Below are 26,351 nucleotides of genomic sequence, written 5' to 3'. Positions count from 1 at the left end.
GGTTTTAAGCAGAGAGCGTGCGCTAGGCGTAGGTCGTGTTGACCTTCTCCACGAGGGTGAGGACGTCGTAGGTCGCCACAATCTCATCCTCCTGGTTGTAGAGCACGGCGTCCCAGCAGACCTCACCGTAATCATCGGTGACGCGCGGGGTGATGCGCTTGGCGGTCAGCTCTACGCGGATGGAATCGTCATAGGTCACCGGCGTGATGAAGCGCAGGTTCTCCAGGCCGTAGTTAGCCAGGACCGGGCCCGGTGCCGGCTCCACGAAGAGGCCCGCAGCCCAGGAGACCAGCAGGTAACCGTGTGCGACGCGGCGCGGGAAGAAGGGATTGCTCGTTGCGGCTTCCTCGTCCGTGTGGGCGTAGAAGGTATCGCCGGTCTTCTCCGCGAATTCGAGGATTTCCTCGAGGGAGACGTGGCGCAGATCGGAGGCGAACTGGTCACCGATCTGCAGCGTGGCCAGGTCCTTGCGGAAGGGGTGGGTGCCCTTGCCATTCTCCACGTCGGCGCGGGTCACGCGCTGCACGGCCGCGCCGCGGTGCCACTGGCCCGTGATAGCGGTGAGGTGGTCCGGGGTTCCCTGAACGGCGGTGCGCTGCATGTAGTGCAGGATGCCGCGCACACCACCCAGTTCTTCGCCGCCGCCGGCGCGGCCCGGGCCACCGTGGACGAGGTGCGGGAGGGGAGAGCCGTGGCCGGTAGACGTCTTCGCATCATCGCGGTCGAGGAAGTGCAGGCGGCCGTGGTGGGCGGCGATGCCGAGGGCATACTCGCGGGCGAGCTGCGGGTCGTGCGTAATAACGGAGGCGACCAAGGAGCCGGAGCCCAGGGCGGCGAGCTCGACGGCCTCGGCGGGGGAATCATAGCCCAGGAAGGAGACAACGGGGCCGAAGGCCTCGGTGTCGTGGACGGCCTGGGCGTGGTTATCGGCAAAGCGCAGGATAGTGGGGTTGAAGAAGGCGCCCTCGGCCTCCTCTCCGCCGTAGACAACCTCACCGCCGCCTGCCTTGAGCTTCTCGACGGCCTCCGCGACGTCCTGCTTCTGCTCCGCAGAGACCAGCGGGCCCATGGTGGCGGAGGGATCGCGCGGATCGCCGACCACGACCTTGTCGCGCAGGCGTGCGCTGAGGGCTTCGATGGTGGCGTCGACAAGCGCATGCGGGACGATGGCGCGGCGGATGGCGGTACACTTCTGGCCTGCCTTCGAGGTCATCTCGCCGAAGACCGCCTTGACGAAGGCATCGAATTCCGGGGAATCCGCGGTAACATCTGCGCCGAGGATGGCGGCGTTGAGGGAGTCCGCCTCCGCGCTGAACTGGATGCCACCCTCGATGACGTTGCGGTGTGCGCGCAGCGTATTCGCTGTATCGGCAGAGCCGGTAAAGGCTACGTGATCGCGGTAATCCAGGTGATCCAGCAGGTCACGAGCGGAGCCGGAGATGAGCTGCAGGCTGCCCTCCGGCAGGATTCCGGAATCGATCATGAGGTGCACGCAGGCCGCGGTGATATAGCCGGTGGGCGTAGCGGGCTTAACAATGGAAGGCACGCCCGCGATGAAAGCCGGGGCGAATTTCTCCAGCATGCCCCAGACGGGGAAGTTGAAGGCGTTGATCTGCACAGCGACGCCGGGGATGGAGGTGTAGATGTGGCGGCCAATGAAGGAACCGTCCTTGGAAAAGACCTCTGCCTCGCCATCCGGCATGACGGTGGAATTGGGCATCTCGCGGCGGCCCTTCGAGGAGAAGGTGAACATGGTGGAAATGCCGCCGTCGATATCGACGAAGTTATCGCGCTTATTAGCGCCAGCCTTGTTGGCCAGTTCGTAGAGCTCTTCGCGGTGATCTTGGAGATAGATCGCCAGCTCCTTGAGCTTGAGGGCGCGCTCGTGGAAGGTGAGCTTCTGCAGCCCTTCGCGTCCGGTATTGCGGGCGTAATCGATGGCGCCGGCGATGTCGAGGCCTTCGGCGCTAACTAGGGCGACGACATCCCCGGTGGAGGCGTCGTGCACGTCCGCAACGCGCGAAGGGTTGTCCGGGGTGAGCCACTGGCCGGAGAGATAGCTGGGGACGAGGGCTTCAGTCATAGCGAAAAGTTTGGCCTTTCCATTAGTTTCCGAACGGTTGGTCAGTAAATACAGGCTAGTATAGTCTGCGTCACATTTCTAGGATTAAGTAAGGAGCACGGCATGGCCGCAGAGGTATGGAAGATTCAGTTGGGTGAGCTGGACAAGAAGATGGGCGTAGAAATCCTGGAAGAGTCAGCCGAGCGGGTGGTGGCCACCATGCCGGTTGAGGGCAACACCCAATCCTTCGGGCTGCTTCACGGCGGCGCGATGGCCTGTATCGCTGAGGCCGTCGGCAGCTGGGCGGCGGTGATTCACGCCTCGACGCTGGGCAAGGTCGCTGTCGGCGTGGACATCAACGCGACGCACCACGCCTCCGGGCGCTCGGGTCAGGTCACGGCGACGGCCACCGCTATCAAGCTGGGTAAGACGCTGTGCTCCCACGAGATCGTCATTACAGATGACGAGGGGAGGAGACTGTGCACGGCGCGTATCACGAATGCGTTGATTTCCCCTAAAGCGGAAGGGAAGTAAGGGAGTCCGTAAATAAAGCGTAAAAATCGGGGTCAAGGGGTGTAAAGATGCCGCAAATAACCCGTAGGTCTAGGGGGGAGCGGGCCTAACGTCAATGCTCGGCAGGTGCTCACCAGCACCGGCGCTCGATGCTCTGGGGCACCGGGCACACCTTGTATTGCTTTCACCCAAGGGGGTCTCTCCCACATGTTGGACATTCTGGTCATCGTGATCGTGGTCCTTACATTTAGCGCTCCCTCCGCCATCAACGAGTTTATGGACGGAGACGCGTAAATCATGAACACCATCACAGCGGTTATCGGGCTCATTATTGTTGTCGCGCTCGTGGCCTATCTCATCATTTCTCTTATTGACCCGGAGCGTTTCGCATGATCGCCAGCATTGTGGCGGTAGCACCGCAGTACCTCGCCCTCTTTGCCCTTCTAGCGGCGGCTTATGTGCCGCTTGGTAACTGGATGGCTCGTACCTATACCTCTGAAAAAGACTGGGCTGTCGAGCGCCTCATATACAGAATTTTGCGGGTTGACCCCAACCGGGGCCATAACGCCAAGAACTACACTCGTGCGCTGCTGGGCTTCAGCCTGGCCTCCGTCTTGGTTCTTTACGCAGTGCAGCGGCTCCAAGCAGTGCTGCCAAGCTTTGGCAACGCCCGCGAAGACGCAGTGGAGCCGTGGATGGCCTTCAACACTGCGGCCTCCTTTACTTCCAACACCAACTGGCAGTCCTATTCCGGCGAAGACACCCTGACCAATGCTTCGCAGATGCTGGGCCTGACCGTACAAAACTTTGCCTCGGCTGCTGTGGGCATGTGCGTGGCTGTTGCGTTGATCCGTGGCATCGGCCACCTGGGTTACCAGCGCGACGTGGCGGCAACGCAGGATGGTCAGAAGCTCATAGGTAACTTCTGGGTGGACCTCACCCGTGGTCTGGTTCGCATCCTGCTTCCCCTGTCACTCATTATCTCCACCGTGCTCATCCTTGGCGGAACCATGCAAACCTTTGGATCCAACCTGGTCACTGACTCTGGCGTGGATATCTCCCGTGCTCCTGTGGCCAGCCAAGAAGCTATTAAGCTGCTGGGCACCAACGGTGGTGGCATCTTCGGAGCTAACTCGGCGCACCCGTTTGAGAATCCAACGGGCTTTACCAACCTGGTGGAGATCTTCTCCCTGCTCGTCATCTCTTTCTGCATGATTCGCACGTACGGCGTGATGCTTAAATCGCAGAAGCACGCGTGGACGCTGCTCGGCGTTGCCGGTGGTCTGTGGACCGTGATGGTTGTCCTAGTGACCTGGGCACAGCACACCCTCGTCGGCGGTGCTTCCCAGTTGGCAGGCGCCAACATGGAAGGTATCGAACAGCGCCTTGGCATTGACGCTTCGGCATTGTTCGCCGTGTCCACCACGGGTACCTCGACGGGTGCGGTGGACTCCATGCACGATAGCTATTCCCCGCTGGGCGGCGGCTTGCTCATCCTCAACATGCTGCTGGGTGAGATCGCTCCAGGCGGTGTGGGCACTGGCCTCTATGGCCTCTTGATTGTGGCCATCCTAGCAGTGTTCATCGGTGGTCTCCTGGTAGGCCGCACACCGGAGTTTATGGGCAACAAGATTGGACGCAAGGAAATTTCGGCAGTCAGCCTCTACATCCTCACCATGCCGGTTCTAGTCCTCGTGGGCGTCGGAGCCTCCGTGGCGCAGCGCAAGCTTGTCGAGCTATCTGCAACCAACTTCGGCGCGCCGGGCACAGCGGACAATGCGCACGGCCTCTCTGAAGTGCTTTACGCGTTTACCTCCGCGGCCAACAACAATGGCTCGGCTTTTGCAGGTCTCACGGTGACTGAGCCCTGGTGGCAGATCACGTTGGGCTTGGCCATGCTGTTGGGCCGCTTCTTGCCCATCGTCTTCGCCCTATACCTAGCCGGAAGCCTGGCAGGGCAGAAGCGCCAGGCCACCACTACCGGCAGCTTGCCCACGTCCGGCATCACCTTCTCCCTGTTGACCATCGGCGTCATCCTGCTGGTCGCAGCACTCACCTTCTTCCCCGTCCTCACCCTGGGTCCCATTTCGGAGGCACTATCATGACAACCCCTACCATGACCGCTGAGCAGGTCAAGGCTCCTCGCACAAAGACTGCGGACAAAAACAGCGGTCTTGCCGCTGCGGCGCTGAAGGCGCTGCCGAGCAAAATGTCCCCGCTTGCCCAAGCACGCAACCCCGTGATGTTCGTCGTGTGGGTCGGCGCCGCACTGACTACGGTGTGGTCCATCATCAACCCCAGCTTCTATGGATGGGTCGTGACTATATGGCTGTGGTTCACTATCGCCTTCGCGGCCTTTGCGGAGGCTTATGCCGAAGGCCGCGGAAAGGCCCAGGCCGACAGCCTGCGCTCTGTGCGTGATGATGCCACTGCCAACCTAATAACGGACTCCGGCATTGAGGTGGTCCCTGCGTCTGAGCTCACGAGAGGCTCTATCGTGCGAGTGGAAGCCGGGGAGACCATCCCGGGTGACGGTGACGTCATCGAAGGTGCCGCTACCGTCGACGAGTCTGCTATCACGGGTGAATCGGCTCCCGTCGTCCGCGAGGCCGGCGGTGACCGCTGCGCCGTGACTGGCGGCACCGTGGTGCTCTCTGACTCCATCAAGGTCAAGATCACCTCTGAACCGGGTTCCACTTTTGTGGACACGATGATTGCTCTGGTGGAAGGAGCCGAGCGCCGCAAGACTCCGAATGAGATTGCGCTGAGCATCCTTCTTTCCACGCTGACTATCCTCTTCCTCATCGCCGTGACGGCTTTGGCTCCCATGGGTTTGTTCACCGGCGCTGAGTTGTCCCCGCTGTCCCTCGTCGCGCTGCTGGTATGCCTCATCCCGACGACCATCGCCGCACTGTTATCCGCCGTGGGTATCGCCGGCATGAACCGCCTCGTTCGCCACAACGTTCTGGCCACTTCCGGCCGTGCGGTGGAAGCAGCCGGTGACGTCGCCACGCTTCTTATGGATAAGACCGGCACCATCACGTACGGCAACCGCCAGGCCACGGGCCTGATCGTGGCTTCGGGTGTGAACGAACGTGAAGCTGCAGAGATTGCACGCATTTCTTCCCTGGCGGATGAAACCCCGGAGGGCCGCTCCATCGTCTCCTGGTTGACGGAGAACTACTCTCTGTCTAGCGAGGGCGACGCGGAAGCTCGGAAGGCTGAAGTCATCCCGTTCAGCGCTTCTACCAGGATGTCTGGTCTCGACCTGGCTAACAGAAAGCTGCGCAAGGGCGCGGGCGACGCCGTGCGAAAGTGGGTAACTGAGGCAGGCGGCGCGTGGCCGCAAGAGATCGAGGATTCAGTAACCCAGATTGCGCAAGACGGCGGCACCCCGCTGCCAGTTGCCGTGGAAGAATCCGATGGCAGCCGCAAGGTGATCGCGGTGGTGCAGCTGAGTGACGTAGTCAAGCCCGGCATGGCCGAGCGTTTCGCCGAGCTGCGCCAGATGGGTATCAAAACCATCATGGTCACCGGCGACAACCCGCTGACCGCCGCGGCCATTGCTAAGGAAGCCGGTGTCGATGACTACATCGCCGAGGCCACCCCGGAAGATAAGCTCGCCCGCATCCGCGAAGAACAGGCGCAAGGCCGCATGGTGGCCATGACCGGTGACGGCACCAACGACGCCCCGGCCCTGGCGCAGGCGGATGTGGGAGTAGCCATGAACACTGGTACCTCCGCGGCGAAGGAAGCCGCCAACATGGTGGACCTGGACTCTGATCCGACGAAGCTTATCGACGTCGTTCGCATTGGTAAGCAGCTGCTGATCACCCGTGGTGCGTTGACCACCTTCTCCTTGGCCAACGACTTGGCAAAGTACTTCGCCATCCTGCCGGCGCTCTTCTCCGCGCAGTTGCCGCACTTGGAACGCCTCAACATCATGCACCTGCATTCGCCTGAGTCCGCCATCGTGTCTGCGGTGATCTTTAACGCGCTCATCATCGTCGCGCTCATCCCCTTGGCGCTCAAGGGCGTGTCGTATAAGCCAGCCTCCGCGTCCTCACTGTTGCGCCGCAACCTCGGTATTTGGGGATTAGGCGGCGTGATTACCCCGTTCATTGGCATCTGGCTCATTGACCAGGTCGTCTCCCTCCTCCCAGGCCTCTAAAGAGAACCTGCAAAGAAAAAGGAAGAACAATGCGTGTTTATCTGCGTAACCTCATTGCCGGTTTTGTCGCCGTGCTGCTCTGCGTCGTAGCACTCGGTATGGTCTATCCGGCGGCTGTGTGGGCCATTTCCCGCATCACACCGCAGTCCGCCGACGGCAATCTCATCTACCAAGGAGAGTGCCTCGTGGGCTCTACCCAAATCCAAGACGGGGTGAGCGAGGGCCCCTACTTCTTCCCTCGCGCCGAGGGAATGAGTAACTACGGTACGAGCAGCACGGAGCTGGAGAAGAACATCCAGGAACGCCGCGCCGCTATTGCCCAGCGGGAAGGCGTAAGCGAAGACCGTGTGCCTGCCGACGCCGTCACGGGCTCCGGTTCCGGAGTGGATTCCGGTATCAGCCCCGTGTACGCCGAGCTGCAAGCTCCGCGTGTGGCTCGGGAGCAGGGCATCAGCGTGGAAGAGATGGAAAAGCTCATCGCCGAGAACACGGAGCATGCCAGCCTCGGGTTTCTAGGCGAAGACACGGTCAATGTGACAACTCTCAATATGTCGTTGCCCACGCCTACTCCCTGTTCATAAAGATCAGCTCATAAGATGAAGCAATGTTGACCGAAGCAACTGCGCCGTCCTCGCGCACCAAACGCGGCACCTTGAAGATTTTGTTGGGCGCCGCTCCTGGCGCGGGCAAAACCTGCGCCATGCTTAGTGAGGCGCACACGCTGATTAACCAAGGCCGTGACGTTGTCGTCGGCATTGTGGAAGACCACGGTCGCGCATATACGAAAGCCTTGTGCGAGGGTTTGGAGATCATTCCGCGGCGCACCGTTGACGGTCTGTCCGCCGGGGAGTTGGATACCTTTGCGGTCATCACGCGGAAACCTGACATTGTCCTTGTCGATGAGTTTGCCCACTCCAATCCTCGTGACGAAGAGCACGAGAAGCGCTGGGAAGACATCGAAGAGATTCTGGATGCCGGAATCGACGTCATCTCGACTCTCAATATCCAGCATCTGGAAAGCCTCAACGATGTAGTCAAGCAGATCACGGGCATCGCACCGCAGGAAACAGTGCCGGATGAGGTAGTGCGTGCTGCGAATGAGATCGAGTTGGTCGACGTCTCCCCGCAGCTTCTGCGCACCCGGCTTAGCGACGGACACGTGTACCGCGAAGCACGCATCGAACCTGCACTCAACAACTACTTCCGCGTGGGAAACCTCACCGCGTTGCGCGAGTTGGCACTGCTCTGGCTGGCAGATCAGGTTGATGAAGCACTCATTACGTATCGCTCGGATCAAAAAATCACCGATACGTGGGAAGCACGTGAGCGGGTAGTTGTGGCCATCCAAAACGTTGCCCATGCTGAGACCCTGATCCGGCGCGGGCGGCGCATCGCGACGAAATCTTCGGCGGAACTGCATGTGGTCCACGTCGTTTTTGGTGATTCCTTCACGTCGCGTTCCTCTTCGGTGGCGGGATCGGCGCAACAACTTGCCCGGCTGCAGACCTTGGCCCACGATGTGGGTGCGCGGCTGCACCAGGTTACTGGGGACTCCGTGCCGGAAGCTCTGCTCAACTTTGCGCGAAGCGTCAACGCTACCCAGCTTGTTGTCGGGGTGTCGCCGCGGCGGCGTTTCGGCGTGCACTGGCACAGCACGGTAGCAGAGACAGTACTGCGCGAATCCGGCTCGATTGACTGCCACCTTGTCAATCTTCCCCCGGAAAAGCCGCTTCCGCTCACACGGATGCTGCATCCTTTCCGGCCCTTCCCGCAGCGTGCAATCGCGTGGCTTAGTTCAGCGTTGGCCTTCGTCGGACTCACTGCGTTGTTAGTGCAGGCTGACGGCCAGGACTTGGGAACAGGTACCTGTTCTGCGTTCTACTTTGCACTCATTCTGTTTGTCAGTTTGGTGGGTGGCCTGTGGCCGGCCGTGGTGGTGGCGGTGGCTTCCGGTTTGGCGGTCAATTGGTTTTTCACCGAGCCAATCCATACCTTCGACATCGCCGATCCCGCTAACGCTGTCATCGCCGTGGTCATGGTGGCTATCGCTCTGGCAGTTGGCATTCTTGTGCGCCGCGCCAAGATTGAGCGGGCGAATGCAGCTGTGGCTGCGCGTGATGCTGAGCTGCTTACGGTGTTTTCCCGTGCCGCGTTGAATCGCCGTGCAGATTCTTCCCCGAAAGATGCCGTGATGCGCAAGGTGGGGGAGGCATTCAATTGTCGTCGAGCGGAGCTGTTGGATGACAACGGTGACGTCCTTGCCACCTGGCGCGCAGTTAGCCCCGAGCGCACTTCGAAGCACCTTCATATTCCCGAGAAAGTGCGCCATGAACAGACAGTGGACACCGTTGTGGCGAGCGAAGATGGGACGGTTCAGCTTCGTCTTGCGGGCCCGACTTTGTCTGCCCGGGATCGTGGCCTTGTCACCGTGGTCGCGGGCTATCTCGCGGGTATTGTTCGCCGCGAAAAGCTTTCTGCTGAGGCCGCGCGCGCTGATGCGATAGCCGCTGCAGACGAGCTGCGGCGAGCGCTGCTGTCGAGTGTGAGCCACGATTTGCGTACTCCGTTGGCAACGGCCAAGTTGGCGGTGTCGTCATTGCGTAATGCCGACATTGAATTCACTCCCGAGGACCAAGATATGCTTTTGGCAGAAACTGCGGCGAGCATCGAGGAACTCACCGGGTTGGTCACCAATTTGTTGGATTACTCCCGGCTTACCGCTGGAGCAATCACCGCTCGCCACGACGTCGTCGAGGTGGCAGAGGTGGCTCATCGTGCCATCGCTTCCTGCGCCTTTGGGCATTCCCCGGAGCAAATTGGGCGCATCCATTTGGACCCTAGTGTGCGTGGAGTTACGTGCTGCGCGGATGCAGCCCTCATGGAGCGTGTCTTGGCCAATCTCTTTGATAACGCCCTGCGTTATGCGCCGACTGGCCAAGTGACGATGAGTGCTCAGACTATCGCCGAACAGGTGGAACTGATTGTCGGCGATGAAGGACCGGGTATCCCGCCGGAGAAACAGAAGGAACTGTTCCAGGCGTTTCAGCGTTTGGGTGATACCAGCAACGACAACGGAGTGGGCCTTGGCCTTTCTGTTGTTCAAGGCTTTGTGGAGGCCATGGGCGGTAGCATCGAGGTAGCTGCCACCCCGGGCGCAACCTTTATTTTGCGGTTTCCCGTCGCGGGAGGAGAACAAAAATGACGACGAAGAAAACTAGCATCGCCATCGTGGACGATGACCCGCGTCTGCTCAACACACTGAGCATTAATTTCAAGGCTCGGGGCTACGAGGTTCACCCAGCACGTACAGGTGCTGAGGGACTGCAGGTGGTGTCACAGCAGCAGCCAGACGTAGTCATCTTGGACATGGGGTTACCGGATATGGACGGAACCGTCGTGTTGGAAGGAATCCGCGGATGGTCTGCAGTACCGGTGATCATCTTGACGGCACGCTCTGATCCGCTGTTCAGCGCCGCAGCTCTCGACCGCGGCGCGGACGACTACGTCACCAAGCCCTTCTCTATGGAGGAGCTTCTGGCCCGCGTGCGCGTGGCGCTAAGACATGGTAGCCCACAGAGTCCAGTGAGGCGCACTGAGACCGCTGTGGTACGCGCCGGGGACGTTCTGATCGACGTTCCGCGCCATTCCATCACTAAAGACGGTGAGCCGCTGCACCTGACCCCCACCGAGTGGGGCGTGCTCACCACGTTGCTTCGCGCCCACGGCGGCTTGGTACGCAAAGAGGATCTGCTTTCTGAAATCTGGGGTCCAGGCTTTGAGGGGCAGGGGCACTACCTGCGTATTTACACCTCCCAGTTGCGCCGCAAGCTAGAGGATGACCCAGCTAATCCCGCCTTCCTCCTCACGGAGCCCGGCTTGGGGTACCGCTTCGTGGTGCCAGAGCCGGGCGCGGGAGGGAGTGGCTACTCGGAGTAGTTGTAGAAGCCCTTGCCGGACTTGCGGCCCAGCTCGCCGCGCGCGACCATGTCGCGCATGAGCTGCGGCGGGCTAAAGCGCTCACCCAGCTGGGATTCAAGGTATTCGGCGATGCCGAGGCGCACATCCAGGCCCACGATATCGGTCAGCTCCAGCGGGCCGATGGGGAACTTGTAGCCCAGCACCATGGCGTTGTCGATATCGCGCGGTGAGGCCACGCCTTCCTCCACCATGCGGATAGCCTCAAGCGCGATGGCCACGCCGAGACGAGAGGAAGCGAAGCCAGGGGCATCCTTGACCACTACGGCGGTCTTACCCAGGCCCTCGACCCAGCCCTTGGCGGTGTCCACGAGCGCTTCCGGGGTGGACTCGGCAATAACCACTTCCACCAGCTTGGAGGCCGGGACCGGGTTGAAGAAGTGCAGGCCGATGACGTCGTTGGGGATGCTTTCCGCCAACTGGGATACCGACAGCGAGGAGGTATTGGTGGCGACGACGGCCTGCGGGGCCGCCTCAGCAATATCCCTAAAGGCGGCCACCTTGAGATCCATCGACTCCGGAACTGCTTCAATCACGAGGTCGAAGCCAGCAAAGGCGGAGGCAGTGGTGGACAAGCTGAGACGCTCATCCCAGGATTCGAAGGTTCCTTCCGCGCCGCGGTCGAGGGAGCCGCGGATGGCCTTGTGCACGCGCTCGCGGGCGGCGGCCACGGCGTCATCGTTGATATCCACCACGGTCACGGACGCGCCGGCGGCCAGGAAGGCGTGAGCGATGCCTGCGCCCATACGGCCGCCGCCGAGCACGCCGACCTTGGCAGGAACCTGCAGTACTGAGGACATGAGTTGAATCTCCTTGTGAGTGGAAGGTTTATTTCTTGCGGTCCAGGAAGGCCTGCATCCGCTCAAACTTGGCGGGGGACTCAAAGAGCACAGCCTGGGCGATGTTATCCACCGCTGGGTGCGCAGCATCTGGCATGGCGATGAGCTGCTTGGTCAGGCGTACGGCGAGCGGGTCTTGCTTGGCAATGCGCCCGGCTAGTTCCAGGGCGCCGTCGACAAGCGCATCCGGCTCGTGCAGCTCGCTGACCAGGTGGTTGGCCAGCGCCTCCTCGCCGTTGAGGATGCGTCCAGCCAGCAGAATCTCCTTCGCCAGCGGGGTGCCCACGCACTCCTTGAGGCGCCAGGTAGCACCCGCGGCGGCAGCGATGCCCAATCCGGCCTCGGGCTGCCCAAACTTGGCAAAGGGCGTGGACACGCGGAAGTCGGCCGCCAAGGCCAGCTCGAGACCGCCACCGAGAGCGTAGCCATCTACCGCCGCGATGACGGGGGCAGGCAGTGAGGCGATGCGGTGGAAGATGCCGGAGTTGATGCCGCGGAGGGCGTCCTCGCGACGGCGCTCACGAAGCTGCGCGATGTCCGCCCCGGAGGCGAAGATGCCGCGAGGGCCCTTCGGGGTGTCCACGGTGCAGCCGGTGATGATGAGGATGCGCGGATCGGATTCGAGTTGCGCGCAGAGCTCGTGGAACTCCGTCACCATCTGCTCATCGATGGCGTTGCGTACCTCGGGGCGGTTGAGCTTGGCGATGACAATCTCGTCGTTCTCGCCACGCGTCGAAATCTCAATGGCAGTAGTCATCTACACCCTCTCAATCGCAATCGCGGTGCCCTGGCCCACGCCCACGCACATGGTGGCGATGCCGCGGCGCAGTCCGTCCGTTTCCAGGCGGTTGAGCAGGGTCAACGTGATGCGGGAACCGGAGGACCCCAGCGGGTGGCCCAGCGCGATGGCGCCTCCCCAGGCGTTGACCTTGTCCTCGTCCAAGCCCAGCTCGCGGATGCAGGCCAGTGACTGAGTGGCAAAAGCTTCGTTGAGCTCGACGGCGTCCACGCTGTCGAGCTCCCAGCCGGCGCGCTCCAGCACGTCGCGGGTCGCCGGGATGGGGCCCGTGCCCATGATCTCTGGGCGCACACCGCGCGCGGAGTTGGCCACCACGCGGGCGCGGGCGGTCAGGTTGTGCTTCTTGAGGGCTTCTTCGGAAGCGACAATGACGCAGGAGGCGCCGTCGTTGAGCGAGGAGGCGTTGCCCGCCGTGGTGACATCTCCCAGGGAGGTCACCGGGCGCAGCTTGGCCAGAACCTCCATCGTGGTGCCCGGGCGGGGGCCTTCATCGGTATCGACCACGGTGACGTTGCCCTTGCGGTCAGTGACCTCGACGGGCACGATCTCCCGGGCGAATTTGCCGGCTTCGATAGCAACGAGCGCGCGCTCCTGGGAACGCACGGCGAAGGCGTCGGCTTCCTCGCGGCTAATGCCGAAGACATTGGCCACTTCCTCGGCGGTCTCCGGCATGGAGTAGGTCATCTTCTCCTGCTCCGCGAACTTCGGGTTGGCAAAGCGCCAGCCAATGGAGGTATCGAAGGCTTGGCCTGGCTTGGCAAAAGGCTTGTTCGGCTTCTCCATGACCCAGGGAGCGCGGGACATGGACTCGACGCCGCCGGCGATGACGATATCTGCTTGGCCGGATTCCACGAGGGCAGTGGCCAGGGCAATCGAGGACATACCTGACGCGCACAGGCGGTTGACTGTAATGCCCGGAACGGTGTCCGGGAACCCGGCGAGCAGCCAGGACATGCGGGCAACGTTGCGGTTCTCCTCACCGGCGCCGTTGGCGTTGCCGATGATGACTTCATCCACTGCGGAGGGGTCGAGGCCAGCCTCCTCCACCGTCTTCTTGATGGCGGTGGCCATGAGGTCATCTGGGCGAACCGAGGACAGTGCGCCGCCATAGCGGCCCACGGGGGTGCGGAAGCCGGATACCAGGTATGCAGTCATGTGATTCCTTAGCTGTTGTAGCTGTTGTGTGGTGTAGAAGGTCGTGAGGTCTAGCGTCCGTGGAAGACCGGCGGGCGCTTCTCGTTGAAAGCAGCGAAGCCTTCGTAGTAGTCCTCGGTATTGCAGAGCTTTCCCTGGGCAACGTTTTCGGCATCGACGCTGGCCCACAGCCCAGTGCCGTTATCGCGGATGTCCTGGACCAGGGTGCGGCTGGTGAGGAAAGCTTGGGTGGCGCCGTGGGCTGCGCGCTTGGCGACGTCCCGAGTGAACCCCAGCAGCTCCTCTGCCGGGATGGCGCGGGAGAAGAGCCCCGCGCGCACTGCCTCCGCGCCGGAGATGAGATCGCCGGTGATGATGAGGTCCATCGCGCGGTGCGTTCCTAGACGTTCGACGAAGAGGGAGTGCCCGCCCGAATCCAGGGTGGCGCCCAGGTTGGCAAACGGGGAGCCGAACTTGGCGTCTTCGGCGACGTACACGACGTCACAGGCCAAGACGAGGCCGAGGCCTACGCCCAGGCAGGGCCCGTGCACGGCGGCGAAGGTGGGGGCGGGGAAGTTATCGATCTTCTTGAGCACCGGGGTAACCACGCCCGCGAGGTATGCGGTGGCGTCGTCTTCGCGCGGGTTGAGCCCCTTGATGTTGCGGCCGGCGCAAAAGCCCTTGCCTTCGCCGCGCAGTATGAGCGCGCGGGGGCTAAGCTGCGCGGCCTCATCGAGGGAGCGGGAGAGCTCGGCGAGGTCTTCTTCCGCGAGGGAATTGAGGGCCTTGGGGTTGTTGAGTACGAGCTCGACGACTCCGGCTTCGGCGTCGTGATGCAGGTCGATCATGTGTGTTACTCCTAGGCGTCAAAGTCGAGGACGATGTTCGGCGTGGTGGGGCGCGACTGGCAGGTCAGGATGTAGCCGGCCTTGACCTCATCGGCCTCCAGCGCGTAGTTCTCCGCCATGTCGACCTCGCCCTCGACCAGCTTGGCGCGGCAGGTGCCGCACACGCCGCCGGCGCAGGCGAAGGGGACGTCGGAACGCACACGCAAGGCGGCGTTGAGCAGAGACTCATTGGCAGAGACCGGGGATTCAACGGAGCCGGAGAGACCATCGAGCTGGAAGTTGATGGTGACGTTATCGCCTTCCGGATCGACCTCCACGTGGCGGCCAGCCTGGTTCTGGTCTCCGGAGGGCTTGCCGGTGGTAAACAGCTCGTAGCGCACGTCCTTCTCACCTACGTCACGGCTGGCCAGCTCGTCGCGGACCAGCTGCACCAGCTCGAAGGGGCCGCAGAGGAACCATTCGTCGACGGTGTCCGTGCGCACGACGTTATCCAGTAGAGTCTGGAGTTTTTCAGCATCGATGCGCCCAGAAAACAGCGGATTGACGCGCTGCTCGCGGGACAGGACGTGGTGCACGGCAAAGCGGGTAGGGAACTTGTCCTTGAGGTCACCGATCTCCTCGGCGAACATGACGTCGCCGCCGCCCTTGTTGGCAAAGATGAGCTCAAATGTGGTGTCGGGGGAGGTATGGAGCACGGTCTGGGCGATGGCCATGATCGGCGTGATGCCGGAGCCCGCTGCAATGGCCACGAGGTGTGGGTTCTCTAGCTTCTCCAGCTCTTCGCGCACGGCCTCGGGGTTGTTGAGACCGGTGAGGTGGGTCTTTGAGGTGAACGCGCCCTGCGGGTTCATCACGTCCATGGTGTCGCCGGGCTTCAGGGTGTCGTTGGCCCACGTGGAGAACACGCCACCGCGGTCACGCTTAATGGCGACGCGCAGGATACCGTCGCGTGGCACATCGCAGATGGAATAGGAGCGGCGGACTTCCTGACCGTCGATAGTCGCCCGCAGGGCAACGTACTGGCCGGGGATGTAGTCATAGTCGTCTTGCAGCTCCGGAGGGATGGCGAAGGAAACCTCCACGGAGTCCTCAGTCAATGCGCGCACGTCGGACACGGTCAGGGTGTTGAACGTGGCCTTCTTCTTTGCGGGGGCAGACGGGGTCGTGGTCATTAGTGCACCTTGAAGTAGTCGAAGGGTTCCAAGCAGTCCTGGCAGTTGTAGAGGGCCTTGCAGGACGTGGAACCGAATTGGGCAAGCTTACGAGTGCGGCGGGAGCCACAGTGAGGGCATTCGATGGCCGGCGGCGGTCCAAGCGTTAGCGGGATGGGGCCTTCCGGCGTGGCCCGGGTTTTCCCGGAGGGAGGGGCAATGCCATAGTCCTTGAGGTTTTGCCGGCCAGTCTCCGTCATCCAGTCGGTAGACCACGCGGGCTGGAGCACGAGGTCAACGCGTACCTTGGCGTAGCCGGCATCCGCCAATGCTTTGGTGATGTCCGCCGTGATGTGCTCCATGGCGGGGCATCCGGAATAGGTCGGGGTAATCGTGGCCACCGCGGTGTCGCCTTCGAGACGAGCATCTCGGAGGATCCCAAGGTCAGCGATGGAAATGACAGGGATTTCCGGATCGGGTACCTCGGCGGCGACGTCCCACACGTGGGCGTCGTCAGGCTGCGTGGGGCGCAGCGGGTGGGATTTGTCTGTGATGGACACGATGAAACCTTGGTCCTTTCCTTTTCTTTACCACGTCGCGCCGGGGTGCTGGCGCGCCAAGGATTGCATCTCTGCGAGGATGTAGCCGCGGTGCTCGGAGAAGCGTCCAGTGCGTTGCCCGGAGCGCGCCTGCTTGACGTCCGGGATGGATAGGCCAGCCTTGTCCAGGACATAGGCGATGCGCTCATCGAACTGTGCGCGCAGGCTGGAAGGAAGAACGGCGATGCCTTCTGCCGCGAGCTTCTCGTGGAGCGGGAGGTCCTCGAAAAGCTCGTCGAGGTAGGGCCACATGTACATCAGGCCCTCCGTGATCCGGCGGTGGGATTCCTCGGTACCGAGACCAAGACGCAGAATCCACTGGTTGGCGTGGTCGATGTGGTACTCAACTTCCTTGATGGCCTTGGCCGCGATAGCTGCCAGCGTCTCATCCTTCGACTCCAGCAGGGCGGTGTAGAGCCCGTATTGGTAATAGGAAAAGAGCAGCTGGCGGGCGATGGTGTAGCCGAAGTCCCCGTTCTCCTGTTCGACGAGGCGCGCGGAGCGGAACTCCTCCTCGTTACGGAAGTAGGCCAAGTCATCCTCGGTCTTGCCCCATGCGGTACCGGCGTAGGTCAGCAGGAAGCGGGCGTGCCCGATGAGATCGAGGGCGATGTTGCCCAAGGCAATATCTTCTTCCATCTCTGGTGCCCGCGAAATCCACCAACCCAATCGCTGGGCCAAGATGAGGGCGTCATCGCCCAACATGAGGGCATAGCGTGCGGTGTCCTCGGGGGCGACTGCGCCGGAAGCGGCGATGTCTTCTGCGGTGATGCCGTTGCCCTGCGATTGCTTCGTCGCAGAATCGGCGGCTGCAAATCCGGTCACAGGTGCGGCACTCCTTCCGACTTGTCGTAGTAGGTGGCGTGGCGGTAGCTCTTACCCTGCGGGGATTCGAAGAATCCGCCCTTGGAGTCGGGGTCGGAGGAGGCGATGGCTTCGCTGGGCACGACCCAGACGGAGGTACCTTCGTTGCGCCGGGTGTAGAGATCGCGGGCATTGCGCAGGGCCATCGTGGCATCCGGTGCATGCAGCGAGCCGGCGTGGACGTGGGAGAGGCCGCGGGAGGAACGTACGAAGACCTCCCACATGGGCCAGTTAGAGCTAGACATGGAATTTTCCTTAAAGTGTCGAGGCTGGTTGGGCGGTGTGCTTGGGCTTAGGCGATAAGCGAGGTATCAGCCGAGTGGTGCTTCTCCGCGTAGGCCGCGGCGGCTTCGCGGACCCAGGCGCCGTCGGCATGTGCTTGGCGACGCCGCTGCATCCTCTGCACGTTGCAGGGACCCTCGCCCTTGATGACGGCCTTGAATTCGGACCAGTCGAGCTCGCCGAAGTCATAGTGGCCGCGCTCCTCGTTCCACTTCAGGTCTGGGTCTTCGAAGTGCAGGCCAAGGGCCTCGGCCTGCGGGACGATCATGTCCACGAAGCGCTGGCGCAGCTCGTCGTTGGAAAAGCGCTTGATGTTCCATGCCATGGACTGCTTGGAGTTGGGGGAGTCATCGTCCGGTGGGCCGAACATCTGTAGTGCCGGGCCGTAGAAACGGTTGATGGCCTCCTGGGCCATCTGCTTCTGCTCGGGGGTTCCGTGGGAAAGCTCGTAGAGGATCTCCCAGCCCTGGCGCTGGTGGAAGGACTCTTCCTTACAGATGCGAACCATGGCGCGGCCATAGGGTGCGTAGGAAGCACGGCAGAGCGGAACCTGGTTGCAGATGGCGGCGCCATCCACCAGCCAGCCGATGGCTCCGATGTCGGCCCACGTGCGCGCCGGGTAGTTGAAGATGGAGGAGTACTTGGCGGTGCCATCGAGCAGCTGCTGAACTAGCTCGTCGCGCGGCGTGCCCAAGGTCTCCGCGGCGGAGTAGAGGTAGAGGCCGTGGCCGGCCTCGTCCTGCACCTTCGCCATGAGGATGGCCTTGCGCTTAAGTGACGGTGCGCGGGTAATCCAGTTGGCCTCCGGCTGCATGCCGATGATTTCGGAGTGTGCGTGCTGGGAAATCTGGCGCGTCAAGGTCTTACGGTAGGCGGCCGGCATCCAGTCGGTGGGCTCGATGCGGGAGTCTTCGGCGATGAGCTCGTCGAAGTGCTGCTGTGCTTGTGCGTCATCCGCGGCCGGGACGGCGGCGAGTGTCTTTTCTGATGGGGTCATGGGAGGAATCGTTCCCTCTCTGCTCAGTGTCGGCTCGGTGATACTTACTGACTGGTTGGTCAGTATATGGGGCAGGTGTGAGCTATGTCAACCATGTTTGTGAGCTGTGCCCTATTTTCGAACGAATCGCTGCTAGGTCTGTAGCTGGGCTTTAGGAGTTACGGTTCTGCGGCTTAGCGGGAAGAACGCGAAATGTGCCGCGGAATTCGGCGATGGGCTTTCCCTTGATGCTGAGGGTGACATCGACGACGCCATTGCGTCCCCAGGCTTGGCGGGTTATCCCGACGCCATCAACGACGTCCCCTTCGAAGGCGGGGGCGATGTAGTGGATTGAGTTGTGCGCGGCGACGGCCAACTCGCCACCGGAGTTGCAGGCGCCGGCGAAGATGGAATCGGCGAACATGTACAGATAGCCACCTTGCGCTGTGCCATGCCCATTGCACATCTCTGGGCGGATGGTGAAGTGGCCTTCGCATTTGCCGAGGTCCAACGTGGTGATTCTCGCGCCAATTTCCGCAGTGGCTCGGTCGTCATCGAACATGGCGCGCACGTGGGTAAACTCGGGGCCTTCGGCGACGCCGGGGGCGAGGATGGGGTGTTCGGTGCTCATGGGAATTCCTCCTTGGGAAGGGCCTTCCGCAGCGCTACCGAGGGAGCGGGTAAAGGGGTGTGGTGGCTCACTAGTCTAACGGCGCCCGGGGCTCTCTGCTTGAATGGACTGCGTGAATAAAGAGAAGTCCATCGCTCAGGGCGCGGTCCGTGGCCGCCCCGGCTACTCCCGTGAAGATGTCATTCGTGCAGCTGTCCGCGCTTTTACTGCCCGCGGTTACGACGCCACGTCGATGGATAACGTGGCGAGTGAATTGGGGATCTCCAAGTCTGCGCTCTATCACCACATTTCTTCGAAGGAAGAGATCCTGGAGCTCACGGTGGTCCAGGCGCTGAAACGGTTGGAAGCGGTTGCGGAGGAGATGGCGGCGGCCGATCTCTCGGCGGGGGAGAAGGTACGTGGGCTGCTGCGTGGCTCGATTGAGGTGCTGTGCTCTGACCCGAAGTCCGTTGCGCTCTTGCTCCGGTTGCGGGGTAACTCCGAGGTGGAGCGCTCCGCGCTTGAGCGCCGTCGGGTGTTGACGCGTTCTGTGATTCCGCTGGTGGAGGAAGCCCAGGAGGAGGGTGCTATCCGCTCCGACATTGAAGCCCCGCTGTTGACGCGCATGATTTTTGGAATGATCAACTCGACGTCCGATTGGTACGAGCCGGAAGGGCGAATCGATGCCGAGGAGCTGGCCAACACGTTTGAAAGTGTTGTTTTCAGCGGCCTAGCGCCGCACGCAATGAAGTAGCTCCGAACCTGCGTTTCGCCCCGGCGTTGTCGCTCAATTCGGGGGTGGGGGCTTCTTTTGCGTGTGAAACCGCCGTGGCCTGCATAGATGTGCCGTGGTTCAAAGACTTGGTGTAAATGTGTTGTCTATCACCGCTGTGGTCTGTAGTGTACGTCACAAGACTTACCTAACCGAACGGTAAGTAAGTATCGCACGTGTTGTGCGTTGTCCCAGCTAACCAACTTCTTGCAGCACTTTCGAGGGAGCTTAAAGGGTGTGGTTCCCCTCTCCTCGAAATGAAAGGCAAATGACGTGACCGCAACGTTTGACATTTTCTCCGACCACCACGGCCCCCAGATGGGTATTGAGTACGCTTCCCGAGATGAAATCATCGCGCTGCAGACCGCACGCGCGAAGAATGAGCTGCGCCACGCGTACTACAACGTCCCGCACTACCGCCGCGCGTTTGATGAGAAGGGTGTTCACCCGGATGACTTCAAGGAGCTGTCGGACTTTGCGCAGTTCCCGTTCACGGATAAAGAAACTCTCCGTGCGGAATACCCCTTCGGAATGTTTGCCGTAGGCCAGAACCAGATTTCGCGCATTCACGCCTCTTCCGGGACCACCGGACGCCCGACCGTCGTGGGCTATACCGAAAACGACGTGCGCATTTGGGCGGAGCTCGTAGCTCGTTCGCTGCGGGCAGGTGGCCTGCGAAAGAGCGATAAGGTGCAGATTACGTTCGGCTATGGTCTTTTTACTGGCGGCCTGGGTGCCCACTATGGCGTTGAAGCCTTGGGCGCTACGGCAATTCCTACCTCCGGTGGCCAGACGGAGCGTCAGATTCAGATCATGCAGGACTTCCAGCCGGACGCGATTCTGGGCACCCCGTCCTACGTGCTCAACCTCCTTGACCGCATGCGTAAGGAAGGCCTGGACCCGCGCGAATCCTCCCTGCGCGCCGGCGTCTTTGGCGCTGAGCCCTGGAGCGAGGGAATGCGTCGCGAGCTCGAGGAAGGCTTCGGTATCACGGCCACCGATATCTACGGCCTCTCCGAGGTGATGGGCCCTGGCGTGGCTCAGGAGTGTGTTGAGACCAAGGACGGACTGACCGTTTGGGAAGACCACTTCTATCCAGAGATTATCGATCCTGACACCCTTCAGCCGGTGCCGGACGGCGAGTACGGCGAGTTGGTCATCTCTTCCCTGACGAAGGAGGCCTTCCCGATCATCCGCTACCGCACCCACGACATCACCCGTTTGCTCCCGGGTACTGCGCGTTCGATGCGTCGCATCGACCGCATTTCCGCTCGTAACGATGACATGATCATCCTGCGCGGCGTGAACTGCTTCCCGTCGCAGTTCGAAGAGATCATCACCGAGGACCGCGTGCTGCGCCCGCGTTACCAGTGCGTGCTGAGCAAGCGCGGCCGCATGGACCACCTCACCCTAGTGGTTGAGCACTCCTCGGAGGCAACCCCTGATCAGGTCGACGCTTCTGCCCAGTGGTTGAAGAAACAGATCAAGGAGCGCATCGGCATCACCGTAGGTGTGGAAATCACTGACCATGTCGATTGCGGTGAGGGCAAGGCAAAGAGGATCGTCGACAACCGCGATAAGTAGTCCGTTCTCGGCCCTTCCGGCGCGTCTTAGCTCAGCATTTGTCCCTTTTTCACTGGCTTAACTGTATCCACCGTGCTTCTGCACCCATAGAGAAAAGAATCCCACTATGTCTGCACCAGTCACCCAACAGCCTGCCCAAGGGCCGGGAATCACAACAGAGCACAAGCGTGTGCTCGCTGGTTCGATGGTCGGAACCACTATTGAATGGTTCGACTTCTTCATTTATGCCCAGGCCGCCGGCCTGATCTTTGCTACCCAGTATTTCGATCCGGTCTCCAATGAAAGCGCCTCGCTCGCGCAGATCATTTCCTGGGCGTCGCTGGGCATCTCCTTCCTCTTCCGCCCACTCGGTGCAATTCTGGCCGGCCACTTGGGTGACAGGCTTGGCCGCAAGCCGGTGCTTGTGGTCACGTTGGTTGGCATGGGTCTGGCCACGATGTTGATGGGTGTGCTGCCGACCTATGCATCCATCGGCATGGCGGCGCCCATTTTGTTGGTGGTCCTGCGCATCCTTCAAGGCCTTTCTGCAGGCGGTGAATGGGGCGGCGCAGCGATGCTGTCGGTGGAACACGCACCGCAAGGAAAGCGAGGACTGTTTGGCGCTTTCCCGCAGGTGGGCGTGCCTCTCGGTATGTTCCTTGCCACCATTTTCATGCTGGTCCTCTCCACTGTCCTGACCCCAGAGCAGTTCGTTGCATGGGGTTGGCGCATTCCATTTCTGTCTTCTGTGGTGCTCATTGTCCTCGGCTACCTCATTCGCCGAGCAGTAGAAGAGTCCCCGGCTTTCGCGGAAATGGAAGAGCTGAAGGAAAAGTCCTCCGCACCGCTGGCAGTCCTGTTCAAGGGGCACTTGGGAACCGTGATCAAGTGCGCGCTCATCTTTGCCGCTAACAACGCTATCGGCTACTTCGTCATCGCCTACTTCACTGCTTATGGCACGAAGGTCGTGGGCTATACGCGCCCGCAAGCCCTAGCCGTTGCCCTTATCGCGTCTGTCGGTTGGTTCTTCGGAACGCTGTACTTTGGCCACCTGTCTGACAAGATTGGGCGCCGTACGACATTCATTGGTGGTTACATCGTCTTGGCGCTCTACATCACCCCGGTATTCCTTGCGGTCGATTCCGGCAATGTCATGCTTTTCGGCGCGGCCGTGTTCCTCCTTGGCGTCATCTTGGGCGCGAGCTATGGCCCGCAATCGGCGATGTACGCGGAGATGTTCCCGGTGAAGGTGCGCCTGTCAGGCGTGTCCATCGGCTATGCCTTCGGCTCCATTATCGGTGGTGCTTTCGCCCCGATGATCGCGGAGATGCTTTACACGAAGTTTGAGACCTCCATGGCTATCGCGGCTTATGGCGTCGCGATTTCGATTGTCTCCCTCATCGGTGTGCTCGCCGTTCCCAAGGGGATTCAAGACCGCGATCTGCACGTATAGTCGCGCGGCTTCTTCCCCCGTTACCCTTCATCGCTTAGCTTCCTCCCGGACCCCATCGTTTCGGGCAGGGGATAGGCGTTGAGGGGTTTGTCGGTTTTGGGCTCCTGACCATGGGGTTGGGGTGGGCTAGATGCCAAGAAATAAAAACTCAAAACGGTACCTATAGGTTGGCAGGTAGGCTAAGATTCTCGCTAATACTCGTCGTACGCGGCCCGTATAAACAATTCCTGCGGTCTTGCTCGTGCGCGATATTTGCTCAAGAAGAAAGTTCTCTCATGACCACATCAACCCCGCACAAGACTCGCTCAACGCGCGATACCTTCAATACGCGCTTTGTCTTCCTCATGGCTGCTATCGGCTCCGCCGTTGGCCTGGGTAACATCTGGCGCTTCCCGTATGTTGCCTATGACAACGGTGGCGGTGCCTTCCTCATCCCGTACATGGTTGCCCTGCTCACCGCCGGTATTCCCATCCTGTGGTTCGACCTGGCTATTGGTCACCGCTTCCGTGGTTCCGCGCCGCTGGCCTTCCGACGCATCAGCAGCCGCTGGGAGGGAATCGGCTGGTTCAAGGTCGGCGTGAACTTCTTCATCGCCATCTACTACGCCGCCATCATTGCCTGGGCGGCGCTCTACACCGTTAAGTCCGTGACCCAGGCATGGGGCGATGATCCTGCGGAGTACTTCATGGGTGACTTCCTCCAAGCAGAGCCGGAGGCGACCTACTCAGGGCACATCGTCCCGTCCATCCTTGGCGTCATGGTCCTCGTGTGGATCGTCTGCATTGCCACGTTGGCCACGAGCATCAACGAGGGCATCGGCAAGCTGACCTCCATCTTCCTGCCTGTCCTGGCCGTCATGTTCATCATCCTGGTCATCCGTGCCTTCTTCCTCGACGGCGCCGCCGAGGGCCTCAACGCCTTCTTCACCCCGGATTGGTCCGTGCTGAGCAACCCGTCGGTGTGGATCGCCGCCTACGGTCAGATCTTCTTCTCCCTGTCCATTGGCTTCGGCATCATGATTACCTACGCCTCCTACCTCAAGCCGCGCACCAACCTCACCAACACCGGCCTGGTTACGGCCTTTGCTAATTCCTCTTTCGAGGTGCTGGCCGGCATCGGCGTCTTCGCCACCCTGGGCTACATGGCCGCCCAGCAGGGCGTGGCTGTGGATGAGGTGGCATCCTCCGGCATCGGCCTAGCCTTCATTGCGTTCCCGACGATCATCAACCTCATGCCGCTCGGCGGACTGTTCGGCGTTCTCTTCTTCGGCTCCCTCTTCCTGGCCGGCGTGACCTCGCTGATTTCCATCATGGAAGTCGTCGTCTCCGCCGTGGCAGATAAGTTCAACATCTCTCGCCGCGTTTCCGCCATCACCGTAGGCGGCACCATGGCCGTGGTGTCGTGTGTCCTCTTCTCCACGTCCTCGGGGCTGGTCACGCTGGACATCATGGATAAGTTCACCAACAACCTGGGCATCGTCTTCGGCTCTATCTGCGCCCTCGTAGTCGTCGGCTGGGTCACCGGCCGCCGCCGCGAGATCCAGCAGCACCTCAATGCTGTATCGCAGTTCAAGGTCGGTGGCTTCTGGCAGTTCTTGACCTTCATCGCCACCCCGCTGCTGCTGGTCTACTTCCTGGTCAACGAGATCCTCACCATTGCCCGCGAGGGCTATGAAGGCTACTCCTCCACCCAGATTGGCCTCTTTGGCTGGGCGGTGCTGGGTCTCATCCTGCTCGCTAGCTTCCTCATGCCGCTGGTGGCCTTCCGCGGGAACAAGTACCTGGATGGCATGGAGACCTCGGACTACGGCGTCCCCGTAGGTGGGCGCCCAGCCGGCACCCCGAACCCGCTTGCCGCGGGTACTACAGCCGCACCGAACACTGACGACAAGTAACGAGTATTAGGAAAGGCCAACGACAATGACTACAAGCGCAATCCTGCTCTTCATCCTCTTCGTCGTCGTCATCTGGGGCGGGCTGGTGCTCTCCTCTATTTGGCTGGCCCGCAGCGACGATGACACCACGGGCGAGCTGGGCAATGCCCTCGGCACAGACGACGAATCCCTGTCCCACCGCGTGCACTAAACGGCGGGACGCGGTGAGCTCTGCGTCGGCCTAAATCTCGACCACCGTGCGCCCGTGGCGGGAGCCGGCGCGTAGCTCGGTGGCTGCGGTGGCGACGTCGGAAAGCGCCACCGTTTCCGTGATCGAGTTCAGCATGCTGAGGTCGAGGTGTTCGTCGAGAAGCTGCCAGGCAGCCTCGCGCACCGCGCGGGGCGCGTCGACGGAGTTCCCGCCGGCCAGTACGATGCCGCGCAAGATGAACGGCAGCACCGAAGCGGGCAGGTCCGGGCCAGCCGCCATACCGGTGGCCGCAACCACACCACCCCAGCGCACCTGCGCCAACACGTTGGCCAGGACGGTGGAGCCGGCGGTGTCAATCGCGCCGTCGTACAGCGCCTTCTGCAGCGGGCGGCCGGTCTCCGACAACTCCGCGCGGTCCAGAACGTGATCTGCGCCGAGTGCGGTGAGGTAGTCCGACTGGGAATCCACGCGGCCGGTGACGGCGGTGACCTCGTAGCCAGCGGACTTGAGCAGCTGGACCGCGACGGAGCCCACGCCGCCAGTGGCGCCGGTGACCAAGATATGGCCCTGTGTCGTGCCGTGCGCGCGCAGCTGGTTCACGCAGATAGCGGCGGTGTAGCCGGCCGTGCCGATTGCGGCGGCATCGTGTGCGCTGAAGCGCTGAGGCACGGGGATGGTGGCCTCTGCATTGACGCGCTGGCGGGTGGTGTAGCCGCCGTGGCGGAATTCGCCCAAGCCATCGCCGCAGGCGACTACAAGTTGGCCGGGGTTCAAGCGGGAATCAGAGGTCTCCGCCACGGTGCCCACCACATCGATGCCGGGAACGAGGGGATCGATGCGCATGACGCCTTTGTCACCCTCCAAGGCCATGGCGTCCTTGTAATTGAGGGAAGAAAACTGCACATCTACAACCGTGTCACCTTCCCCGAGCAGGGGCTGCTCCTGGAAAGAATGAGTTACTCCGGACTCCGTGCGAGTGACAATAAGTGTGCTCATGGGCACTATCGTACAGAGGATGTGAAGCAGCGTTTTCCGGCTAATGCTTCAGCCAGCGTCCAGAGAACATCGTTAGGGTGAAGCGCATGACTGGGATTAAAGCTCAACACCCGCGCAATAGGCTGCGGCCCGCGCCGGATCCGTATCGGCACCAGCTTCGTGATTCCTTCCTAGTCGCGGCCCTGTCCTTGGTGGTCGTGATGCTGGCGACGGTGGGCAAGCCATTCATGGACATCCCAGGCGTGGTTGACGGCTCCGCGCATGCCGTGCGCCAGGTGAACACCCAGCTCTTAGGCGGTTTTGAGAACTCTTCCGTGTGGTACGGCGGGTGGACCGACCTCGTGGGAAATATCGCTCTCTTCATGCCGCTGGGCGCGGCGCTCTACGTAGCGGGACGCAACCTGTCGGGTATTAAATGGGGCCTGGGCGGGGCGATGCTCATCGGCCTGATGGTCAGCCTGTGCATAGAAAGCGCCCAGTATATCTTTGCCCTGGGCTTTAGCGATGTCGATGACCTTCTATACAACACCGTGGGTTCTGTTCTCGGCGCCGTACTCATGGCGCGCTTGGGGCGCGAAGGGCAGACAAAGATTCTGCGGCGCCTGGGATTCCTCCTTGCGCTGGCAGCGGTGGTGCTCCTCGCTTTGGTGGTGCTGTAG

The 26,351-nt window shown here is 61.5% G+C and carries 25 protein-coding genes; 13 read left to right on the top strand and 12 right to left on the bottom strand.

Annotated features, from left to right (window positions below):
• Positions 1-22: 22 nt before the first annotated feature.
• On the bottom strand, positions 23-2,083 hold the full coding sequence (paaZ, locus tag R3O64_RS12500) for a phenylacetic acid degradation bifunctional protein PaaZ (RefSeq protein WP_339017038.1): 2,061 nt from the start codon (positions 2,081-2,083) through the stop codon (positions 23-25).
• A 102-nt stretch (positions 2,084-2,185) separates the two neighbouring features.
• Here paaZ and R3O64_RS12495 point away from each other — a divergent pair, with 102 nt between their 5' ends.
• The 7 genes from R3O64_RS12495 (at position 2,186) to R3O64_RS12465 (ending at position 10,682) form a co-directional block, all read left to right on the top strand.
• Positions 2,186-2,596, top strand: coding sequence for a PaaI family thioesterase (locus R3O64_RS12495; RefSeq protein ID WP_070510093.1), 411 nt, complete (start codon positions 2,186-2,188; stop codon positions 2,594-2,596).
• Positions 2,597-2,872: 276 nt separating this feature from the next.
• Positions 2,873-2,968, top strand: a complete 96-nt coding sequence (gene kdpF / locus R3O64_RS12490; protein WP_039672809.1) for a K(+)-transporting ATPase subunit F — start codon at positions 2,873-2,875, stop codon at positions 2,966-2,968.
• Positions 2,968-4,680 (top strand): potassium-transporting ATPase subunit KdpA, encoded by a 1,713-nt coding sequence (gene kdpA, locus R3O64_RS12485; protein WP_369816131.1) that lies wholly within the window; start codon positions 2,968-2,970, stop codon positions 4,678-4,680. Before kdpF ends, kdpA begins: the two co-directional genes overlap by 1 nt.
• On the top strand, positions 4,677-6,746 hold the full coding sequence (gene kdpB, locus R3O64_RS12480; RefSeq protein WP_070510099.1) for a potassium-transporting ATPase subunit KdpB: 2,070 nt from the start codon (positions 4,677-4,679) through the stop codon (positions 6,744-6,746). Before kdpA ends, kdpB begins: the two co-directional genes overlap by 4 nt.
• Positions 6,747-6,775: 29 nt before the next feature.
• Entirely contained in the window at positions 6,776-7,327 is a 552-nt protein-coding gene (locus R3O64_RS12475) for a potassium-transporting ATPase subunit C (RefSeq protein ID WP_070561857.1), read from the top strand.
• A gap of 23 nt (positions 7,328-7,350) precedes the next feature.
• A complete protein-coding gene (locus R3O64_RS12470) occupies positions 7,351-9,948 on the top strand; it encodes an ATP-binding protein (RefSeq protein WP_339017036.1) in 2,598 nt (865 codons plus the stop codon).
• Positions 9,945-10,682: a response regulator gene (locus tag R3O64_RS12465; RefSeq protein ID WP_070561854.1), complete on the top strand. Its 738-nt coding sequence runs from the start codon at positions 9,945-9,947 to the stop codon at positions 10,680-10,682. The genes R3O64_RS12470 and R3O64_RS12465 overlap by 4 nt, the downstream gene beginning before the upstream one ends.
• Here the strand turns inward: R3O64_RS12465 and R3O64_RS12460 are convergent.
• The 10 genes from R3O64_RS12460 to R3O64_RS12415 form a co-directional block, all read right to left on the bottom strand.
• On the bottom strand, positions 10,670-11,521 hold the full coding sequence (locus R3O64_RS12460) for a 3-hydroxyacyl-CoA dehydrogenase family protein (protein ID WP_070561852.1): 852 nt from the start codon (positions 11,519-11,521) through the stop codon (positions 10,670-10,672). The two genes, R3O64_RS12465 and R3O64_RS12460, sit on opposite strands and share 13 nt — an antisense overlap.
• 28 nt (positions 11,522-11,549) lie before the next feature.
• Positions 11,550-12,317, bottom strand: coding sequence for an enoyl-CoA hydratase/isomerase family protein (locus R3O64_RS12455; protein ID WP_070561850.1), 768 nt, complete (start codon positions 12,315-12,317; stop codon positions 11,550-11,552).
• The gene (locus R3O64_RS12450; protein WP_144014793.1) at positions 12,318-13,514 is read right to left on the bottom strand and encodes a thiolase family protein; all 1,197 of its coding nucleotides are present in this window, start codon (positions 13,512-13,514) and stop codon (positions 12,318-12,320) included.
• Between the two features lie 50 nt (positions 13,515-13,564).
• Entirely contained in the window at positions 13,565-14,341 is a 777-nt protein-coding gene (locus R3O64_RS12445; RefSeq protein WP_239249183.1) for an enoyl-CoA hydratase/isomerase family protein, read from the bottom strand.
• Positions 14,342-14,352: 11 nt separating this feature from the next.
• The gene (gene paaE, locus R3O64_RS12440) at positions 14,353-15,513 is read right to left on the bottom strand and encodes a 1,2-phenylacetyl-CoA epoxidase subunit PaaE (protein ID WP_339017033.1); all 1,161 of its coding nucleotides are present in this window, start codon (positions 15,511-15,513) and stop codon (positions 14,353-14,355) included.
• Entirely contained in the window at positions 15,513-16,052 is a 540-nt protein-coding gene (paaD, locus tag R3O64_RS12435; RefSeq protein ID WP_070684603.1) for a 1,2-phenylacetyl-CoA epoxidase subunit PaaD, read from the bottom strand. The genes paaE and paaD overlap by 1 nt, the downstream gene beginning before the upstream one ends.
• Positions 16,053-16,079: 27 nt before the next feature.
• Positions 16,080-16,916, bottom strand: a complete 837-nt coding sequence (paaC, locus tag R3O64_RS12430) for a 1,2-phenylacetyl-CoA epoxidase subunit PaaC (protein ID WP_339017032.1) — start codon at positions 16,914-16,916, stop codon at positions 16,080-16,082.
• Complete coding sequence (gene paaB, locus R3O64_RS12425; RefSeq protein ID WP_039672784.1) at positions 16,913-17,200, bottom strand: 1,2-phenylacetyl-CoA epoxidase subunit PaaB; 288 nt, start codon at positions 17,198-17,200, stop codon at positions 16,913-16,915. The genes paaC and paaB overlap by 4 nt, the downstream gene beginning before the upstream one ends.
• A 47-nt stretch (positions 17,201-17,247) precedes the next feature.
• Entirely contained in the window at positions 17,248-18,234 is a 987-nt protein-coding gene (paaA, locus tag R3O64_RS12420) for a 1,2-phenylacetyl-CoA epoxidase subunit PaaA (RefSeq protein WP_070561838.1), read from the bottom strand.
• Positions 18,235-18,385: 151 nt separating this feature from the next.
• Positions 18,386-18,844: a hotdog fold thioesterase gene (locus R3O64_RS12415; protein ID WP_154736134.1), complete on the bottom strand. Its 459-nt coding sequence runs from the start codon at positions 18,842-18,844 to the stop codon at positions 18,386-18,388.
• A 103-nt stretch (positions 18,845-18,947) separates the two neighbouring features.
• On the opposite strand from R3O64_RS12415, the gene R3O64_RS12410 reads away from it, so the two are divergent.
• The 5 genes from R3O64_RS12410 (at position 18,948) to metS (ending at position 24,696) form a co-directional block, all read left to right on the top strand.
• Positions 18,948-19,577 carry a TetR/AcrR family transcriptional regulator gene (locus R3O64_RS12410; protein ID WP_070561834.1) on the top strand — a complete coding sequence of 210 codons (630 nt, stop codon included), beginning with the start codon at positions 18,948-18,950 and terminating at the stop codon, positions 19,575-19,577.
• A gap of 336 nt (positions 19,578-19,913) precedes the next feature.
• Positions 19,914-21,179: an AMP-binding protein gene (locus R3O64_RS12405; protein ID WP_154736235.1), complete on the top strand. Its 1,266-nt coding sequence runs from the start codon at positions 19,914-19,916 to the stop codon at positions 21,177-21,179.
• A gap of 106 nt (positions 21,180-21,285) precedes the next feature.
• Positions 21,286-22,611, top strand: coding sequence for an MFS transporter (locus R3O64_RS12400; RefSeq protein ID WP_070561830.1), 1,326 nt, complete (start codon positions 21,286-21,288; stop codon positions 22,609-22,611).
• A gap of 275 nt (positions 22,612-22,886) precedes the next feature.
• The gene (locus R3O64_RS12395; RefSeq protein ID WP_339017031.1) at positions 22,887-24,506 is read left to right on the top strand and encodes a sodium-dependent transporter; all 1,620 of its coding nucleotides are present in this window, start codon (positions 22,887-22,889) and stop codon (positions 24,504-24,506) included.
• Between the two features lie 25 nt (positions 24,507-24,531).
• The gene (gene metS / locus R3O64_RS12390) at positions 24,532-24,696 is read left to right on the top strand and encodes a methionine/alanine import NSS transporter subunit MetS (protein ID WP_070524180.1); all 165 of its coding nucleotides are present in this window, start codon (positions 24,532-24,534) and stop codon (positions 24,694-24,696) included.
• Between the two features lie 30 nt (positions 24,697-24,726).
• On the opposite strand, the gene R3O64_RS12385 is transcribed toward metS, so the two are convergent.
• The gene (locus tag R3O64_RS12385) at positions 24,727-25,692 is read right to left on the bottom strand and encodes an MDR family oxidoreductase (RefSeq protein WP_339017030.1); all 966 of its coding nucleotides are present in this window, start codon (positions 25,690-25,692) and stop codon (positions 24,727-24,729) included.
• Between the two features lie 86 nt (positions 25,693-25,778).
• Here R3O64_RS12385 and R3O64_RS12380 point away from each other — a divergent pair, with 86 nt between their 5' ends.
• Positions 25,779-26,351, top strand: a complete 573-nt coding sequence (locus R3O64_RS12380) for a VanZ family protein (protein WP_250224421.1) — start codon at positions 25,779-25,781, stop codon at positions 26,349-26,351.

It is taken from the genome of Corynebacterium hesseae (genome assembly GCF_037850265.1).
Taxonomy (GTDB): Bacteria; Actinomycetota; Actinomycetes; order Mycobacteriales; family Mycobacteriaceae; genus Corynebacterium; species Corynebacterium hesseae.
Note: the sequence above shows the minus strand (reverse complement) of the source record. Positions and strands in the feature narration are given on the sequence as shown.